Consider the following 17,846-nt stretch of genomic DNA (forward strand, 5'->3'; position numbering starts at 1 on the left):
GGCACGCAGCGTTCGGCGCTCGGGAATAGTTGATGTCCGGCAATAGTTGACGTCTGTCAACGATCGATGATAAGGTTGAGAAAGATCAACCATCTTCAGGAGCTGCACCTTTTGACCTCTCTTCCCTCCCCTTCGTCCTCTCACGCGCCGACCACCCGCTCGGCGCGTGAGGTCTTCACTGCCATCTCGGGCCTCATCGTCGGCATGTTCGTCGCCGTGCTCTCGGGCACCGTCGTCTCGACGTCGCTGCCGGTCATCATCGCCGACCTCGGCGGCACCCAGGCGCAGTACACCTGGGTCATCACCGCCAGCCTGCTGGCCACCGCCGTCTCGACCCCGATCTGGGGCAAGCTCGCCGACCTGCTCGATCGCAAGGTGCTCGTGCAGCTCTCGCTCGTGCTGTTCACAGTCGGCACCGTGATCTCGGGCTTCTCCACCGACACGAACATGCTCATCGCCGTGCGCGTCGTGCAGGGCATCGGCGTCGGCGGACTCATGTCGCTCGTCATGGTGGCCGTGGCCCTGATCATCTCGCCGCGCGAGCGCGGCAAGTACATGGGTGTGGTCGGCGGCATCATGGCCTTCGCCACGATCGGCGGACCGCTGCTGGGCGGATTCATCACCGACGTGTGGGGCTGGCGCGCGAACTTCTTCGTCGGCGTGCCCTTCGCCGTGCTCGCGCTCGTGCTGCTGCAGCTCACCCTGCACCTGCCGAAGCCCCAGAACGTCAAGGTCTCGATCGACTACCTCGGCATCGTGCTGCTCGCCGTGGGCGTCTCCGCGCTGCTCATCTGGGTCTCGATGGGCGGCTCGCAGTTCGACTGGGACTCCTCGACCAGCTACGTGCTCGGCATCGGCGCAGCCGTCGTGATCGTCGCGTTCATCGTCGTCGAGTTCTTCGTCGCCGAGCCGATCGTGCCGATGTCGCTGTTCAAGAACCGCACCTTCACGCTCTCGGTGATCGCCTCGATCGCGATCGGCGTGTCGATGTTCGCCACCTCGGTCTTCCTCGCGCAGTACTTCCAGCTCGCCCGCGGGGCTACGCCCACCGAGTCGGGCCTGATGACGATCCCGATGATCATCGGCCAGATGGGAGCGTCGATCATCATCGGTCAGCTCGTGAGCCGCTTCGGCAAGTGGAAGGGCTGGATGATGCTGGGGTCGGTGCTCGCCCTCGGCGGCGTGTCGCTGATGTCGACCCTGCGCTGGGACACCCCGTTCATCCTCGTCGCGACCTACATGTTCGTGCTGGGCGCCGGGCTCGGCATGGTCATGCAGAACCTCACCCTGATCGTGCAGAACGACACCCCGCCGCGGCAGCTGGGCGCGGCCTCCTCGGGCGTCAACTTCTTCCGCACCATCGCCGGCACCATCGGTGTGACGATCATGGGCTCGATCCTCGCCACCAACGTCGGCTCGTACATCAAGGACGACCTCAGCACATTCGTGCCGAAGTCGCCCGAAGAGGTGAGCGCTCTGAAATCGCTCGGCTCGGGCAACGTGCCCGACATGTCGTCGCTGCCCGAGAGCATCCGTCGCGTGGTCGAGTCGGCCTACGGCCTGGGAATCGCCGACGCGTTCATCGTCGCCGTGCCGCTCGCGGTGATCGGCGTGATCGCGATCGCCTTTATCCGCAACAAGCCGCTGTCGACGAAGAACTCGGCCGAGCAGCTGCGCGAGCAGGCCGAGGGATCGGCGATCGAGGTCGCCGAGGCCGAGGTCGGCGGGTCGACCGGCAGCATCCGCGTCGTCGAGAACGACGGGCGCGTGCGCGAGCAGGTGCGCTGAGGTGCACACGCAGAGCGTCGACGACGCGCTCGCCGACTTCCAGGGGCATCTGAACCTGATCTTCTCGAGAGCGAAGACGCTGTGGCGGGAGTCGGCGGCGCGGATGCACCCCGATCTGCAGCCCTCGGGATACAAGCTGCTGTCGTACATCGCCCGCACTGGCGGGTCGAACGCCCACCAGCTGGCCGAGCTGTTCGAGATGGACAAGTCGATGGTGAGCCGTCAGATCCGGATGCTCGAGGAGTTCGGCCTCCTCGAATCGCGCCCTGACGAGCGCGACGGCCGGCTGCGGGTGCTCACCGCGACCGCCGGCGCGCAGGAGACGCTCGCCCGGCTGCGGGCGGAGAACGCCGAGCGCATGCGGGCGGTGCTCGCCGAGCTGACCCCGGACGAGGTGCAGGCCGCGTCGAAGGCGTTCCGCCTCCTCGCGGAGGTCTGAGCCGGGCTCGTCCCCCGCTCGCGTGCAGGGTCAGTTGTGCACGGTTCCGGCCGCGGATGTGTACCCAGATGACCTCGCACGGCGATTGCACGGCGACTGCCGGCCGACGGGGCGCGGTTTAGGCTGGCGATGTGAGCGATACGCCGGCTGATCCGCCTGCCCCCGAGGTGCCCCTCGACGGCGCGGCACTCGATGCGGCCGTGCATCGGGTGGAACGCGATCTCGGCCGGCTGTTCGCGCGGATCCGCGTCGGATGGCGCGAGGCCGCCGCGACCGTGCATCCCGACCTGCAGCCGCTGGGGTATCAGGTGCTCGTGTCGATCGTGAACGGCCTCGGCAGCGCGGGCGAGATCATCGAGCGCCTGCAGACCGACAAATCGGCGGTGAGTCGTCAGGTCAGTCGTCTCACCGAGCTCGGGCTGGTCGAGAGCATCCGGGATGCCGATGACCGGCGGGCGCGCCGCCTGGTCGCCACCCCTCTGGCGGTGGAGCGCGTCACGGCCGCGCGGGCGGCCTACGAGAGCCGCCTCGGAGAGCGCCTGCGACGCTGGTCGGCCGAGGATCTCGACCACTTCGCCGACCTGCTCGACGGCCTCGCCGGCTGAGACCGGTTGCGGTGACGTCGAGAAGGTGCTTCTATGTCGGAAAGCGTTTACCCACTCTTTCTCGGACGACATCTCCGCCGAGATTCAGACTTCGACAGAACGGACCACCATGACCGACGTGCGTGAGATCGGCATCATCATGAACGGCGTCTCCGGGCGCATGGGCTACCGGCAGCACCTGGTGCGCTCGATCCTCGCGATCCGCGACCAGGGCGGCGTCGAACTGCCTGACGGATCGAAGGTCACCGTCAAGCCGATGCTCGTCGGGCGCAGCGTGGCCAAGCTCGCCGAGCTCGCCGCGAAGCACGGCATCGACGACTACACCACCGACCTCGACGCGGCACTCGCCGACCCGCAGTGGGAGATCTACGCCGACTTCCTCGTGACCAAGGCGCGCGCCACCGCGATCCGCAAGGCCATCGCCGCGGGCAAGGCGATCTACACCGAGAAGCCCACCGCCGAGTCGCTCGAGGAAGCTCTCGAACTCGCGAAGCTCGCCGAGGCCGCCGGCGTGAAGACCGGAGTCGTGCACGACAAGTTGTACCTGCCCGGGCTGCAGAAGCTCAAGCGCCTGATCGACTCCGGCTTCTTCGGCCGCATCCTGTCGGTGCGCGGCGAGTTCGGCTACTGGGTGTTCGAGGGAGACTGGCAGCCCGCGCAGCGGCCGAGCTGGAACTACCGCACCGAAGACGGCGGCGGCATCATCAGCGACATGTTCCCGCACTGGAACTACGTGCTCGAGAACCTCTTCGGCGAGGTCAAGAGCGTCTACGCCCAGGCCGCCGTGCACATCGCCGACCGCTGGGACGAGAAGGGCGAGCACTACACCGCCACGGCTGAAGACGCCGCCTACGGCATCTTCGAGATCGAGGGCGGCGTGATCGCCGAGATCAACTCGTCGTGGACCGTGCGTGTGAACCGCGACGAGCTCGTCGAGTTCCAGGTCGACGGCACGCACGGCTCGGCCGTGGTCGGGCTGTTCGGCTGCAAGATCCAGCCGCGCAACGCCACCCCGAAGCCGGTCTGGAACCCCGACCTCGAAGACACCCACGACTACGACGCCGACTGGCAGAACGTGCCCACCAACGACGTGTTCCTCAACGGGTTCCGCCAGCAGTGGGAGGAGTACCTCACCTCGTACGTGCTCGGCACCGACTACCCGTTCGACCTGCTCGCCGGTGCGCGCGGCGTGCAGTTCGCCGAGGCGGGCCTCACCTCGAGCGCCGAGGGCCGCAAGGTCGCCATCGAGAAGCTGGCGCTGTGACCACGCTGCGCCTGCTCTCGGCATCCGGAGAGCTCTCCGACGCCGCGCTCAACGACGCGGGCGCGTACACGCGCCCGACCTCGCCGCTGCGCTCCCGCGTCGCGTACGCGGCGGCGCACGTCGTGCCGAAGGTGCACGCCGACAACACCCCCGGCCGGCCCGCCGACATCGACTGGGACGCCACGCTCGCGTTCCGCCGCAACGTGTACTCGTGGGGGCTGGGTGTGGCGGATGCCATGGACACCGCCCAGCGCAACATGGGCCTCGACGCGGCCGCGACGCGCCAGCTGATCGCCCGCAGCGCCGAGGTGGCGCGCGAGGAGGGCGGCTCGGTCGTGGTCGGCGTGAACACCGACCACGTCGACGAGACGCACATCTCGCTGCAGCAGGTCATCGACGCCTACATCTCGCAGCTCGAGTTCACCGAGCAGCAGGGCGCCGGCCCGGTGCTCATGGCATCGCGTCACCTCGCCCGCGTCGCGGAGTCGGCCGACGACTACCGCCGCGTGTACCGGGCCGTGCTCGAGCGCGCCACGACCCCGGTCGTGCTGCACTGGCTGGGCACCGCGTTCGACCCCGAGCTGGAGGGCTACTTCGGATCGACCGAGTGGCCCGAAGCGGCCGAGGTGCTGCTCGACATCATCAACGAGAACCCGGCGAAGATCGCCGGCGTGAAGATGAGCCTGCTCAACGCCGAGAGTGAGATCTCGGTGCGCGAGCGACTGCCCTCCGCCCAATCAACGCAGGGCGTGCGGATGTTCACCGGCGACGACTTCAACTACGTCTCGCTGATCGGCGACTCGCAGGTGGGGCGGCGTTCCTACTCCGACGCGCTGCTGGGCGCCTTCGCCGCCATCACCCCGGTCGCCTCCGCAGCGATCCAGGCGCTCGACGCCGGCGATGACGCGGCCTATCGCCGCATCCTCGGCCCGACCGAAGAGCTGAGTCGGCAGGTCTTCGCCGCGCCGACGTTCTACTACAAGACCGGGGTTGCGTTCCTGTCGTGGCTGAACGGCCACCAGCCCGCGTTCCAGATGGTCGGAGGGCTGCACTCCGCCCGCAGCCTGCCGCACCTCTCGCGCATCGTCGAGCTGGCCAACGCCTCGCTCGCCCTCGAGAATCCCGAGCTGGCGCGCGAACGCTGGCACGGGATGCTGACGCTGAACGGACTGCAGGCATGACCGCACCCGACCCGCGCCTGTCGATCAATCAGGCGACCATCAAGTACGCCGATCTCGCCACCGCCCTGCGGGTGACGGCGGACACCGGCGTGCAGTCCATCGGTCTGTGGCGCGAGCCCGTGAACGAGGTCGGCCTCGACACGGCGACGAAGATGCTCGCCGACTCGGGCCTGCGCTTCTCAACCCACTGCCGCGGAGGATTCTTCACCCTCCCGGTCGGACCCGAACGCGACGCCGCGCTCGACGACAACCGCCGGGCGATCGACGAGACGGCCGCCCTGGCCGCGGCGGGGGCCGACGGCTCCACCGCCGTGCTCGTGCTCGTCGCGGGCGGCCTGCCCGATGGATCGCGAGACCTGACCGGCGCGCGCGAGCGGGTGCGGGATGCCATCGGCTCGCTCGCCCCGTACGCGCAGAGCGCCGGGGTCACCCTGGCGATCGAGCCCCTGCATCCGATGTTCGGCTCGGACCGCTGCGTGGTGACCACACTCGGCCAGGCGCTCGACATCGCGGGCGACTTCGACGCCGACGTGGTCGGGGCCGCGGTTGACACGTTCCACATCTGGTGGGACCCCCAGGTGCTGGGGCAGATCGCCCGAGCCGGCCGCGAGGGGCGCATCTCGACGTACCAGGTGTGCGACTGGAAGACGCCGTTCCCCGCCGACGTGCTGCTCTCGCGGCACTACATGGGCGACGGGATCATCGACTTCGCCTCGCTCACCCGCGCGGTCGTCGAGACCGGCTACGACCGTGACATCGAGGTGGAGATCTTCAACGCCGACATCTGGTCGGATGCGCCCGAGAAGGTCGTCGCGCGCACCGCGGAGTCGTTCGCGGCGACCGTCTCGCCGCACCTGTGATCGCTCGATGTGATTTCGTAGGGGTGTCGGCACCATCGGGGAGGCGCGCATGATCAGACCGGGACTGTGCTCGGTGACCTTCCGCCAGCTCGCCGCGGAGGAGGTCGCCCTCCGGGCGGCTTCCGCCGGTCTCAAGGTGATCGAGTGGGGCGGCGACGTGCACGTGCCGCCGGGCGATGCCGAGCGAGCGGCTGAGGTCGCGGCGGCGACGACGGATGCCGGTCTTGCGGTGTGCTCGTACGGCTCCTACTTCAGAGCGGGAGTAGATGAGGCGCTCACGCCGATCCTCGACAGCGCCTCCGCGCTGGCCGCCGACCGGGTGCGCATCTGGGCCGGACGGACGGGGTCGGCCGAAGCGAGTCCGCAGCACTACGCGCAGATCGTCGCCAGGCTGAGGGATGCCGTCGCCGAGGCGTCGGAGCGCGGCATAGCGCTGGCACTCGAGTTCCACCGTCGCACGCTCGCTGACACCCCGGCAGCCACCCTGCGGCTGCTGGCCGACGTGCCGGGGCTGACGACGTATTGGCAGCCCACGGTCGATGCGCCCGACGAGGTCGCGCTGCACGAGTTCGAGCAGGTCGCCGCGCACACCAGCGCCGTGCACGTGTTCTCGTGGTGGCCGTTCGACACGCGGCTGCGTCTCGCTGAGCGGGTGAGCCTCTGGCATCCGCTCTTCGCCACGGCGTCGGCGCAGCCGGTGCCGCCGCGCGACGCCCTGCTCGAGTTCGTCGTCGACGACGACCCGGCACTGCTGCCTGCTGAGGCCGCCGCCCTCTTCGCCCTCCTCGGGCGCGACCCCTCGGTCGAGTCGCCCGATCGGGCGACGGGCCGGGACGCCGGGCGTCGCTAGGCTGTGGCCATGACCGCCGACCCCGCGTCTGTGCGCACCTCGCCGCCCACGCTGCACGACGTCGCACGCGCGGCGGGCGTCTCGCTCGCGACCGCCTCCCGGGTGCTGAACGGCTCGGAGCGCAAGGTCGCCGAGTCGTTCCGGGAGCGCGTCGAGAAGGCCGCCGACGAGCTCGGCTACACCGCCAACGCCTCCGCGCAGGCCACCGCGCGCGGCACGTCGGCGGCCATCGCGCTGCTCGTCGCCGACATCGCCGACCCGTACTTCGGGCTGATCGCCTCGGGCGTGGCCCGCTCGGCTGACGCCGAGGGGCTCATCGTCACCGTGGCGATCACCGAACGCGATGCTGACCGCGAGGTGCGCATCCTGCGTGCGCTGCGCGGTCAGCGCCCGCGCGGCGTGATCCTCGCGGCCTCTCGTGCCGAGAACCAGGGTGCGTCGAGCATCGCCGAGCTGGCAGCGCTGCGCGCACTGGGCGGGCGCACCGTCACCTTCGGTGACGGCGGCGACCGGAGCATCCTGATCGACAACCGCGGTGGCGCGGAGCGGCTGGGCGTTCAGATGGCGCGGCTCGGCTACCGTCGCGCGACCGCCATCGTCGCGGCCGAGGGCGTGCGCACCTCCGACGATCGCCTCGCCGGTTTCACCGTGGGGTTCGCCGCCGGGGGCGGTGAAGTCGGCCGCGTGCACCGGGGCTCCTTCGAGCGCGAGTCGGGAGCTGCGGCGATGGCGCAGGCCCTGGCCGAGGGGGTGGATGCCGGCACACTCGTCTTCGCGCTCAGCGACGTGATCGCCGTCGGGGCGATGACGGCCATTCGCGACGCCGGCCGCCGCGTGGGGGAGGACATCGCCGTGTGCGGGTTCGACGACGTGCCGGTCAGCAGCGACGTCACCCCGCGGCTGACGACCGTGCGCGTGCCACTGAGCGACCTCGGCGAGCAGGCGTTCCGCGCCGTCGTCGACCCGGAGTGGACCCAGCCGCCCGCCGATCTCGAGGTGATCGTGCGCGAGAGCACACCGGGCGTCGCCCCGTGACCCGGGTGGTCTTCGCCCCAGACAGCTTCAAAGGCACGATCGCCGCAGCGGATGCGGCCCGCGTGCTGGCGGACGCGTGGCTGTCGGTAGATCCGAGCGCCGATGCGGTGCTGCGCCCGATGGCAGACGGGGGAGAGGGCACCGTCGCCGCCTTCGCCGCGGCGGTTTCGGGCGCCGAGCGGATGCCGATCACTGTCGACGGCCCTGCCGGGCATCCCGTCGAGACATCCTGGCTGCTGCTGCCGGCGACGCCGGAAGCGCCGAAGGGCACGGCTGTCGTCGACATGGCCTCGACGTCGGGCATCGAGCTGCTCGACGACCTGCGCCCCTGGGATGTCGACTCCCGCGGCTTCGGTCAGGCGATCGCGGCGGCACTCGACCACGGTGTCTCACGCCTGGTGCTCGGCATCGGCTCAAGCGCGTCGACAGACGGCGGCACCGGCATGCTGCGCGCGCTCGGCGCACGCTTCCTCGCCGCAGACGGCACGGAGGTCGCGCCAGGTGCGCGCGGTCTGCGCGACATCGCCTCGGTCGACCTTGCTCGCCTGCGCCCCGCTCCCGAGATGCGGGTGCTCACCGACGTGACCAACCCGCTCACCGGCCCCCGCGGCGCGGCGGCGGTGTTCGGCCCGCAGAAGGGGCTGGTCGACCTCGCCGATCAGCAGCGGGCGGATGCCGGTCTCGCGCGCCTCGCCGACCTGCTCGACCTCGACCCGCAGACCCCCGGCGCCGGTGCCGCGGGCGGAGTGGGCGCCGCGCTGCTCGCCTGGGGCGGCGCGCTGCTGCCGGGAGCTGCGGAGGTCGCGCACCTGATCGGCCTCGCCGACGCCATCGCCGGGGCCGACGTCGTCGTGACCGGCGAAGGCGCCTACGACGGGCAGTCCGGCGACGGCAAGGTGCCGTCGTTCGTGGCATCCCTCGCCGCAGAAGCGAGTGTCGACGCGCTGCTCGTCGCCGGTCGGATCGCACCGGATGCCGATCTCACGCCGTTCACGCACACTCGCTCGCTCACCGCGCTCGCCGGGTCGAGCGCGGCCGCGCTGGCCGACACCGCGCGGTGGTTGCACGAGGCCGGCCGGCAGCTGGCGCTCGCGGCGAGCGACGCCTGACGGGCATCCGGCTCGCGCGCGAGCGCTGACCGGCATCCGAACCGCGCGTGCGCTGATCGGCATCCGACTGACGCTCGAGCGCTGACCGGCATCCGGCTCACGCGCGTGCGCTGATCGGCAGCCGGCTCGCGCGCGTGCGCTGACCGGCATCCGAACCGCGCGGGAGTGCGGCAGCGCGACGGAGGTCGGCTTCAGCCCTCCAGCGCCGCGCTGACGACCGTGCGAGCCTCCTCCTGCACCTGCGCGAGGTGCTCCGGACCCTTGAGGCTCTCGGCGTACAGCTTGTAGACGTCCTCCGTGCCCGAGGGGCGCGCGGCGAACCACGCGTGCTCGGTCTGCACCTTCAGTCCGCCGATCGCCGCCCCGTTGCCCGGTGCATGCGACAGCTTCGCCGTGATGGGCTCGCCGGCCAGGTCGGTCGCGCTCACGGCATCCGGCGCCAGCTTGCCCAGCGTCGCCTTCTGCTCGGGCGTCGCCGGGGCGTCGACCCGCTGGTAGGCCGACGAGCCGAACGCCTGCTCGAGCTCTCGGTAGCGCTCCGACGGCGTCTTGCCGGTCACCGCGACGATCTCGGCGGCGAGCAGGCAGAGCAGGATGCCGTCCTTGTCGGTCGACCACACGGTGCCGTCCATACGCAGGAACGACGCGCCGGCGGACTCCTCGCCGCCGAACGCGACCGAGCCATCGAGCAGACCGGGCACGAACCACTTGAACCCGACCGGCACCTCGAGCAGGCGACGGCCGAGCGACTCGGCCACGCGGTCGATGATCATCGACGACACGAGGGTCTTGCCGATCGCAGCGTCGCGCGGCCACTCGGTGCGGTGCGAGAACAGGTAGTCGATCGCCACGGCGAGGTAGTGGTTCGGGTTCATCAGCCCGGCGTCGGAGGTGACGATGCCGTGCCGGTCGGCGTCGGCATCGTTACCGGTGAGCACGTCGTAGTCGCCGCGCTTCGCCACGAGCGATGCCATCGCGCTGGGCGATGACGGATCCATGCGGATCTTCTCGTCCCAGTCGAGGGTCATGAAACGCCAGGTCGGGTCGACCTCGGGATTCACGACGGTCAGCTCGATGCCGTGCATGTCCTTGATGAGCTGCCAGTACTCGACCGACGCGCCGCCCATCGGGTCGGCGCCGATGCGCACGCCCGCACGCTTGATCGCCTCGATGTCGATGATCGAGGGCAGGTCGCGCACGTACGCGTCGCGGAAGTCGTACTGGCCGATCGTGTCGTCGTCGATGTCCGCGTGCGGAACCCGCTCGACGCCCTCCAGACCGGCCTCGATCAGGGCGTTCGCGCGCTGCGCGATCCACGTCGTCGCGTCGGTGTCGGCCGGCCCGCCGTGCGGCGGGTTGTACTTGAAGCCGCCGTCGCGGGGCGGGTTGTGGCTCGGGGTGATGACGATCCCGTCGGCGCGGTCGGGGTCGTCGACGGCGCGCCCCCGGTTGTGGGTGAGGATGGCATGGCTGAGCGCGGGCGTGGGCACCCACGAGTCGCGGGAGTCGACGCGCACGTCGACGCCGTTGCCGATCAGCACCTCGATCGCGGTGCGCTCTGCCGGCAGCGACAGCGCATGCGTGTCGCGACCGAGGAAGAGCGGACCCCGGATGCCCTGCTCGCGGCGGTAGTCGACGATGGCCTGCGTGGTGGCCACGATGTGCTGCTCGTTGAAGCTCGTCGTGAGGGAGGAGCCGCGGTGCCCGCTCGTGCCGAACGCGACCCGCTGCGCGGCCACGGACGGGTCGGGGACGCGGTCGTAGTAGGCGGCGATCAGCTCGTCGACGTCGATGAGGTCTTGTTCCTCCGCAGGGAGGCCGGCTCGGCTCGTCATGGGAACAGTCTGCCCCTCCTCGGGCGGTCACGCACCTCGGCCGGGGGCGGATGCCGTGAGCCGAGCGTTCGTGGTAATGAAACGGCTCGAGGGCCCGGTGACCTGCGGGGCTAGGCTTACCAGGTGATCGAACGCCGCACCTACAGCTATCTGGGCCCCGCAGGAACCTTCACCGAAGCAGCGCTCGACCAGGTGCCCGAGGCCCGCGGTCACGAGTGGAAGCCCGTGCACAACGTCGGCGAGGCGCTCGCCGACGTGCTCGAGGGCCGCAGCCACGCGGCGATGATCGCGATCGAGAACTCCGTCGAGGGCGGGGTGTCCACCACGCTCGATGCGCTCGCCACGCTGCCGGGGCTGCGCATCATCGGCGAGTACCTGGTGAAGGTGAACTTCGTGCTCGTGGGCAAGCCCGGCGTGCGGCTGGAGGACGTCGAGGTCATCGCCGCGCATCCGGTCGCCTACGCGCAGTGCCACAGCTGGCTCGGCGAGCACCTGCCCCGGCACGCTCATGTTCCGGCGGCGAGCAACGTGGCATCCATCCTCGGCGTGCTCGACGGATCGTCGCCCGCTCAGGCCGCTATCGCCGCCCCCGGGATCGTGCAGCACCACGACGTCGAGGTGCTCGCCGAGCAGATCGGCGACAACGACAACGCCGTGACGCGCTTCGTGCTCGTGTCGAAGCCCACCCCGCCGGGCGAGCCGACCGGGGCCGACAAGACCTCGCTGATCGTCGAGCTGCCCGACGACCGCCCCGGCGCGCTGCTCGACATGCTCGAGCAGTTCTCGACCCGCGGCATCAACCTGTCGCTGCTGCAGTCGCGTCCGGTCGGCGACGCTCTCGGCCGGTACCGCTTCGTGGTGGATGCCGACGGGCACGCCTACGACGAGCGCATGGCCGACGCTCTGCTGGGCATCCGCCGGTTCAGCCCGCGCGTCGTCTTCCTCGGCTCGTACCCCCGCGCCGACCGCCGGATCGTGCACTACCCCGAGCGGTACGCCGACGGCGTGTTCGTCGAGGCCCGCGACTGGCTGCGCGCCCTGCTGCACGGCGAGCCCGAGGCGTAGGTCGCCGCGGCCTGGCCGACGGCCTCGCTCGCTCGGCGGCCCGAGGGCCGGTGTCGCGCGGTGCGCTGCGGCTTCGCGGCATCGGTTGGGATGCAAAAGTGGGGCGTGGTCTCGCCCGCACCGCACTTTCCCATCCCCAGCTCGGCGCGTGTCCCGGGCTGGGACGGATCTGCCCCGCCTGGGATGGGTAAGTCTGGCGTAGCACCGCTTGCACCGCACTTTCCCATCTCCGCCTCAGCACCCGCGACAGCCGGGATGCATAAGTGCGGCGGCGGACATCCCGAACCGACCAAAAGCATCCCAGGGCGTCTGACGTTCAGCGGCGAGATGCCAGCGCGGCGCGGACGCGGGTGATCAACGCATCCGGATCATCGAGATCCACCTGGGTCAGGCGCATGACGATCCAGCCGAGGGCTTCGAGTTCGCGCTGTCGCTGGATGTCGCGACGCCACTGCTCCTGGCTCGTGCGGTGCCCATCGCCTTCGTACTCGATCGCGATCTTCGCCTCGGGATAGGCCAGGTCGACCCGAGCGATCCGCCTGTGCCCGTCGAACACGTCGTGCTGAACGTGCGGCTCCGGCAAGCCGTGGCGCACGAGCATGAGTCGAGTTTCCGTCTCTTTCGGCGACTCGACGCCGTCTCGGGCGAGTGCAAGCGCCGTGCGCACCGTGTCGCGCCCTGTGAACCACCCCCAGCAGTCGACCCGTATCGCGATCTCACTGCGAGTGACGAGAGGGCGTCCTGGTTCCAGACCCGGGTAATTGAGAGAGCGGGTGATGATCGCATCGATGGCGATCACCGCAGCCTCGAGGCTCAGCTCGTGCGCTGTCGTGATCAGCGCAGCGACGGGATCGACCGTCCGCACGCCGCGAACCGTCCAGGTCGAGGCGCGATCCTCATTCAGTCGGCGTCCCGTGACGCCGGCGGTTCTGGGTGGAGTCGCATTCCGCGGAACCGCGATCTCTATCGGTTCCCGCGGCTTCTTCTCGGTCTTCGGCTGCCAGGGGTCCGGGTGCGGGATACCCCACACCCGCATGGCGGACCTGCCCACGAGGCGGTGGTGCGGGCGCATCCGCGGGCGGTAGCACGCGACGTTCTGCAGGAAGGTCTCCGGCTCGGCGGGCGCGCGCACGCCGTTGAAGGGGCGGGCGAGGTCGGGTGCGCTGGCGCGCCACTTGCCGACGCCCGCGGCCGTGGCGTCGCGCAACGCGAAGTGGACACCGAGCGCGGCGGGCAGTGTCTTCCGGTGGTGCATCCGGCCATGATGGCCGAGCGCGCCCCAGGGGCGAGCGACGATCTCCGCTCCCTGTGGGCGAGAGAGCCCCCGCGATCTGCTGTGCAGGAGCAGTCGTGTCGACGGGATGTGCCTGCCGACGCGAACGCCGTCGCCACCGCAGGGTCGGGGCGGGATGGAAAAGTGCGCCGTCAGCCCGTGCGGGACAGACGAATCCATCCCCGGTGCCGCGTGACCACGAGCCGGAGATGGAAAAGTGCGCCGTCAGCCCGTGCGGGCCAGACGAATCCATCTCCGGTGCCGCGTGACCACGAGCCGGAGATGGAAAAGTGCGTTGCCAGCCCGTGCGGGCCAGACGAATCCATCCCCGGTGCCGCGTGACCACGAGCCCGGGATGGAAAAGTGCGCCGTCAGCCCGTGCGGGCCAGACGAATCCATCCCCGGTGCCGCGTGACCACGAGCCCGGGATGGATCATGCCGGCGCGAAGGTGTCCGTGCCGGAGGAATGCATCTCTGACTGGGTGGCGCGCCTACGCCACCAGCAGGTCGAGGGTCTGCGCTCGGCCGGCGGCCGAGTCGAGCGGCTCGCCGTCGTAGGCTCCCGCCACCGGCGAGACCATGATCTCGTCGACGCCGTGCTGCGTGGCGAACGCGGCCAGAGCCGCGCGCACCTCGCCGCCCTCGCCGATCAGCCAGCGCTGACGCATCGCGTCGATGAGGGTCTGCTCCTGGGCATCCGGATGCTCGGCGAGACCGCGCTGGGCCTCTTCGACCGTCTCGAGCGGCCTCATCGGCTTGTTGGCGCGCAGCCGCGCCATCGCGCGCAGCTGCGGCAGGGCGCGTTCCGAAGCCTCATCGGCCGAAGGGGCCGCCACCACGTTCGCCGTGAGGAAGGTGAGTGGCGCGTCGAGGGTCTCGGAGGGGCGGAACTGCGAGCGGTACAGGTCGAGGGCGCGCTCGAGCCCCACTCCCGCGAAGTGGTTCGCGAACACGTAGGGCAGCCCCTGCGCGGCGGCCAGCTGAGCGGAGTAGTCGCTCGAGCCCAGCAGCCAGATCGTCGGGGATCCGGATGCCGCGGGCGTCGCCTTCACGCCGTATTCGCCGCCGCTGGTGAAGCGCACCGTCGCGCCGTCGGACTGCAGCATGGCGGCGATGTCCTGTACGTGGGAGGGGAAGCGCTCGACGTCTCCGGTGGTGCCCGACTGGCGCAGCAGATGCGTGATCACGGGGTCGCTGCCCGGCGCACGCCCGATGCCGAGATCGATGCGACCCGGGGCGAGCGCTTCGAGCGCGGCGAACTGCTCGGCGACGATCAGCGGCGCGTGGTTGGGCAGCATGACGCCGCCCGAGCCGACGCGAATGCGCTGCGTGCGCGCCGCGGCGGCGGCGATCAGAACGGGCGGGCTGGTCGAGGCAACCGACGGCATGTTGTGATGCTCGGCGAACCAGAAGCGGGTGAGTCCGAGCTCGTCGGCGTGCTGCGCGAGTGCCATCGACGATGCGACGGCCTGCGCGCTGGTCTGGCCGGTGCGGACAGGTACGAGATCGAGGACGGAGAGCGCGGGAGTAGTCATCATCAGACGACAACGTCGGTGGGCGCGCCCGCATTCCTCCGCTCGCGCATCGCAGGCGTACTCTTCCTGGAATGGAGTCCAGCATCTTCTTCATCGTCGTCGGCGCCGTCGCGGTCGCAGCGGTGGCCCGTCGCCGCGGATGGCCGGCGCCTCTGCTCGTCACGGTGGTCGCGCTGCTGGCATCCTTCCTGCCCTTCGTGCCGGATGTCGCGATCGACGGGCACGTGCTGCTCAACGTCGTCCTGCCGCCGCTGCTCTACTCGGCGGCGCTCGACGTGTCGTTCCTGAGCTTCCGCAGGGCGATACCGCAGATCCGGCGGCTGGGGGTCGGCCTCGTCGTCGTCACCGCTGTCGTGGTCGGCGTGCTGGCGTGGTGGATCATGCCCGCACTGACTCTGCCGGGAGCGCTGCTGCTGGGTGCGATCGTCGCACCACCGGATGCCGTGTCGGCAGCCTCCATCGGGCGTCGTCTTGGCCTGCCGCGTCGCGTGATGACCGTGCTTTCTGGGGAGAGCCTGATCAACGACGCCACGTCGCTGACGATGTTCCGGGCGTTCGCGGCGATCGTCGCCGGAGCGACGGTATCGCTCTGGGACGGCATCTGGCAGTTCGCGCTCGCCGTGATGGTCGGAATAGCTGTCGGGCTGGTGTTCGGGATCGTGCTGCACCAGCTGCGGATGCGCGTGGACGACCCGGTCGTCAACGGCACGTTCGGCCTGCTCGCCCCGTTCGGCGCCTACGCGATCGCGGAGCAGCTGCTCGGATCGGGAGTGCTGGCCGTGGTCGCGATGGGCCTGTTCGTCGGGTTCAACGCGCCCAAGACGAGCTATGCGACCAGGCAGCAGGAGGCGCCGCTGTGGCTCTCGGCCGACTTCCTGCTGGAGTCGTTCGTGTTCGCGTACATCGGGCTGCAGCTGCCGCGGGTGGTCGGAGAGCTGAAAGACGGCGAGGGCGACACGATCGTGCTGCTCGCGGTGGTCGTGCTGGTGGCGGTGCTGCTCGTGCGGCCGCTCTTCGTGTATCCGGCGGGCGCATGGGGGCAGCGCTGGACGAAGTTCCGGCTGCGCCGATGGGAGAAGATGTCCGCCGCGAAGAAGGTGCTACCCATTGCCGACGGCCCGGGCCACCGGCATCCGCTCACCGAGGATCAGCTGCGTCGCCGACTGACCGAGACCCGACTCTCGTGGCGCGACCACGCCGTGGTCTCGTGGGCGGGCATGCGCGGGGTGGTGACGCTGGCGACGGCGCTCGCCGCCGCCGATCTCGCGGGCCTCGACGCGGTCGCCTCCCACGCGATCGTCGTGGTCGCGTTCGTCGTGACCGTCGGCACGCTGCTGCTGCAGGGGCTGACGCTGCCCTGGCTGATCCGGGTGCTGGGTGTCGTCGATGACGAGGAGGCGCGGGAGGATGCCAGGCAGCTGGAGTCCGTGCGCGAACGCAGCCGCGAGGTCGGCAAGGCCTACCTGCGCGAAGCGAGGCGCGCGTGGGCGCAGGAGTACGGCGAGGATCAGCTGCCGGCGTTCGACGCGTACGCCGAGCGCCTGGTGCGCATGCAGGCCGGACCCGGCCGGGCGGACGAGGGGCCGGCACGCCCCTCGCCCGAGCAGTTCGCGGCGATGGCCAAGGGGTGGCTGTCGGCGCGTCGCGACCTGCTGCTCGAAGAGCGACGCGCCGGCAACCTCAGCGAGGAGGTCATGCACGAGCTGATCGCCGCAATGGATGCCGAAGAACTCGCGCTCGACACCCGGATGGCGCTGCGCACCTGAAACGGGCGTCGAGCAGCGTCGCCGACGAGGCAACGGACGCGCGAGCGCTGCGTGGCGCACGAGCGGCGTCAGACCGAACGGCGGCTACCGAACGGGGTGAGGCCGCTCGTGGTCAGGCCGCCACGAGCGCGTCGGCCGGTGGCCGTGCCAGGCGCAGAGCGCCGACGATCTGCCAGCGGGCGCTGAAGCTGTGGTCGCGGAGTCGCTCGAGAGCGGCGATGTCGGCGCTGTCGAGTCCGTCGCGGACGGCTTCGCGCAGCAGGTCGTCCTTCGTGGCGGGGAATTCCATCTCGGCGAGGAACCGTCGGAGGGCGGGGGACGGGGACATGACACATTCCTTTCCGGATCGGAGTGGGGAGCGCCCTGACCGGGCGCTCCCCACTGTGCGAATCAGGCGCTGATCGCCTCGGGGGTGTCGGTCGACTCGACCCGGATGCGGCGCGGCTTGGCACGCTCGCTGACCGGGATGATCACCGTGAGCACGCCGCTGTCGTACGAGGCGCTGATGCGCTCGAGGTCGACACCGTCGCCGAGCGTGAACTGGCGGAAGTAGGTTCCGGTGCCGCGCTCGCGGGCGATCCAGCGCATGCCTTCGCCGGTGTCGGCGGTGCGCTGCGCGCGGATCGACAGCTGCGAGCCGTCGAGATCGACGTCGATCGAGCCGGGGTCGGCGCCCGGGATGTCGGCATGCAAGACATAGCGGTCGCCGTCGCGGCAGAGGTCGACGGGCATCACGCGCGGGGCGCGTACGGAGTCCAGCACGCTCGCGGCGAATCGATCGAGCTGACTGATCGGATCGAGGGTCATGGCCATGGTGTTCTCCTCTCACTATGGGCCGCCGGTCGGCGGCTCTGCGGTGCAATGCAGGGAATCTGCATCCGTTGCTGTATATTTATAGCGCCCAGTTCGACAGATTTCAAGTACCCGGAACGGATGCCAGATGACCGAGCGTGACGCCGCAACTCCGCTGTACGGGATCGCCGTGGCGGCCGATCTCGCCGACGTCCCCGAGGCGACGCTGCGGCTGTACGAGCGGCGCGGACTGCTCACCCCGTTCCGCAGCGACGGCGGCACGAGGCGGTACAGCGACGACGACATCGATCGCCTTCGCCGGGTGGCCGAGCTGCGGGATGCCGGGGTGAACCTCGCCGGCATCGGGCGCGTCCTCGATCTGGAGGACGAGAACGGCGAGCTGCGTCGCGAGCTCGAGCAGGAGCGTCGGGAACGCTGACCTCGGCTGG

17 protein-coding genes are annotated in these 17,846 nt (G+C 70.3%); 12 read left to right on the forward strand and 5 right to left on the reverse strand.

Annotated features, from left to right (window positions below):
- The first annotated feature begins 111 nt into the window (after positions 1 to 111).
- The 9 genes from PGB26_RS05630 (at position 112) to PGB26_RS05670 (ending at position 9,131) form a co-directional block, all read left to right on the forward strand.
- Entirely contained in the window at positions 112 to 1,788 is a 1,677-nt protein-coding gene (locus PGB26_RS05630; RefSeq protein WP_271639359.1) for an MDR family MFS transporter, read from the forward strand.
- Between the two features lies 1 nt (position 1,789).
- The gene (locus tag PGB26_RS05635; protein ID WP_271639360.1) at positions 1,790 to 2,227 is read left to right on the forward strand and encodes a MarR family winged helix-turn-helix transcriptional regulator; all 438 of its coding nucleotides are present in this window, start codon (positions 1,790 to 1,792) and stop codon (positions 2,225 to 2,227) included.
- Between the two features lie 131 nt (positions 2,228 to 2,358).
- Complete coding sequence (locus PGB26_RS05640; protein ID WP_271639361.1) at positions 2,359 to 2,832, forward strand: MarR family winged helix-turn-helix transcriptional regulator; 474 nt, start codon at positions 2,359 to 2,361, stop codon at positions 2,830 to 2,832.
- A gap of 109 nt (positions 2,833 to 2,941) precedes the next feature.
- The gene (locus tag PGB26_RS05645; protein ID WP_271639362.1) at positions 2,942 to 4,096 is read left to right on the forward strand and encodes a Gfo/Idh/MocA family protein; all 1,155 of its coding nucleotides are present in this window, start codon (positions 2,942 to 2,944) and stop codon (positions 4,094 to 4,096) included.
- Complete coding sequence (locus PGB26_RS05650; protein ID WP_271639363.1) at positions 4,093 to 5,277, forward strand: dihydrodipicolinate synthase family protein; 1,185 nt, start codon at positions 4,093 to 4,095, stop codon at positions 5,275 to 5,277. The genes PGB26_RS05645 and PGB26_RS05650 overlap by 4 nt, the downstream gene beginning before the upstream one ends.
- Positions 5,274 to 6,137, forward strand: a complete 864-nt coding sequence (locus tag PGB26_RS05655) for a sugar phosphate isomerase/epimerase family protein (RefSeq protein ID WP_271639364.1) — start codon at positions 5,274 to 5,276, stop codon at positions 6,135 to 6,137. Before PGB26_RS05650 ends, PGB26_RS05655 begins: the two co-directional genes overlap by 4 nt.
- Before the next feature lie 49 nt (positions 6,138 to 6,186).
- On the forward strand, positions 6,187 to 6,987 hold the full coding sequence (locus tag PGB26_RS05660) for a sugar phosphate isomerase/epimerase family protein (protein ID WP_271639365.1): 801 nt from the start codon (positions 6,187 to 6,189) through the stop codon (positions 6,985 to 6,987).
- Positions 6,988 to 6,996: 9 nt separating this feature from the next.
- Positions 6,997 to 8,022 carry a LacI family DNA-binding transcriptional regulator gene (locus PGB26_RS05665; RefSeq protein WP_271639366.1) on the forward strand — a complete coding sequence of 342 codons (1,026 nt, stop codon included), beginning with the start codon at positions 6,997 to 6,999 and terminating at the stop codon, positions 8,020 to 8,022.
- Positions 8,019 to 9,131: a glycerate kinase gene (locus PGB26_RS05670; protein WP_271639367.1), complete on the forward strand. Its 1,113-nt coding sequence runs from the start codon at positions 8,019 to 8,021 to the stop codon at positions 9,129 to 9,131. Before PGB26_RS05665 ends, PGB26_RS05670 begins: the two co-directional genes overlap by 4 nt.
- Before the next feature lie 191 nt (positions 9,132 to 9,322).
- On the opposite strand, the gene pgm is transcribed toward PGB26_RS05670, so the two are convergent.
- A complete protein-coding gene (gene pgm, locus PGB26_RS05675; RefSeq protein WP_271639368.1) occupies positions 9,323 to 10,966 on the reverse strand; it encodes a phosphoglucomutase (alpha-D-glucose-1,6-bisphosphate-dependent) in 1,644 nt (547 codons plus the stop codon).
- A 123-nt stretch (positions 10,967 to 11,089) separates the two neighbouring features.
- Here pgm and pheA point away from each other — a divergent pair, with 123 nt between their 5' ends.
- Positions 11,090 to 12,031 carry a prephenate dehydratase gene (pheA, locus tag PGB26_RS05680; RefSeq protein ID WP_271639369.1) on the forward strand — a complete coding sequence of 314 codons (942 nt, stop codon included), beginning with the start codon at positions 11,090 to 11,092 and terminating at the stop codon, positions 12,029 to 12,031.
- A gap of 316 nt (positions 12,032 to 12,347) precedes the next feature.
- Here the strand turns inward: pheA and PGB26_RS05685 are convergent, their stop codons facing one another.
- Both PGB26_RS05685 and PGB26_RS05690 read right to left on the reverse strand, forming a co-directional pair.
- Entirely contained in the window at positions 12,348 to 13,286 is a 939-nt protein-coding gene (locus tag PGB26_RS05685; protein ID WP_271639370.1) for an endonuclease domain-containing protein, read from the reverse strand.
- Positions 13,287 to 13,795: 509 nt separating this feature from the next.
- A complete protein-coding gene (locus PGB26_RS05690) occupies positions 13,796 to 14,839 on the reverse strand; it encodes an LLM class flavin-dependent oxidoreductase (RefSeq protein ID WP_271639608.1) in 1,044 nt (347 codons plus the stop codon).
- A 71-nt stretch (positions 14,840 to 14,910) separates the two neighbouring features.
- Between PGB26_RS05690 and PGB26_RS05695 the strand changes: the two genes are divergently transcribed.
- Positions 14,911 to 16,605 (forward strand): cation:proton antiporter, encoded by a 1,695-nt coding sequence (locus PGB26_RS05695; protein WP_271639371.1) that lies wholly within the window; start codon positions 14,911 to 14,913, stop codon positions 16,603 to 16,605.
- A gap of 112 nt (positions 16,606 to 16,717) precedes the next feature.
- Here the strand turns inward: PGB26_RS05695 and PGB26_RS05700 are convergent, their stop codons facing one another.
- Together PGB26_RS05700 and PGB26_RS05705 are read right to left on the reverse strand one after the other, a co-directional pair.
- On the reverse strand, positions 16,718 to 16,933 hold the full coding sequence (locus PGB26_RS05700) for a DUF2795 domain-containing protein (protein ID WP_271639372.1): 216 nt from the start codon (positions 16,931 to 16,933) through the stop codon (positions 16,718 to 16,720).
- Between the two features lie 62 nt (positions 16,934 to 16,995).
- Positions 16,996 to 17,418: an Hsp20/alpha crystallin family protein gene (locus PGB26_RS05705; protein ID WP_271639373.1), complete on the reverse strand. Its 423-nt coding sequence runs from the start codon at positions 17,416 to 17,418 to the stop codon at positions 16,996 to 16,998.
- A 127-nt stretch (positions 17,419 to 17,545) separates the two neighbouring features.
- Between PGB26_RS05705 and PGB26_RS05710 the strand changes: the two genes are divergently transcribed.
- On the forward strand, positions 17,546 to 17,836 hold the full coding sequence (locus tag PGB26_RS05710) for a MerR family transcriptional regulator (protein ID WP_271639374.1): 291 nt from the start codon (positions 17,546 to 17,548) through the stop codon (positions 17,834 to 17,836).
- Positions 17,837 to 17,846 lie beyond the last annotated feature (10 nt).

The sequence above is a fragment of the Microbacterium sp. nov. GSS16 genome, assembly GCF_028198145.1.
Taxonomy (GTDB): domain Bacteria; phylum Actinomycetota; class Actinomycetes; order Actinomycetales; family Microbacteriaceae; genus Microbacterium.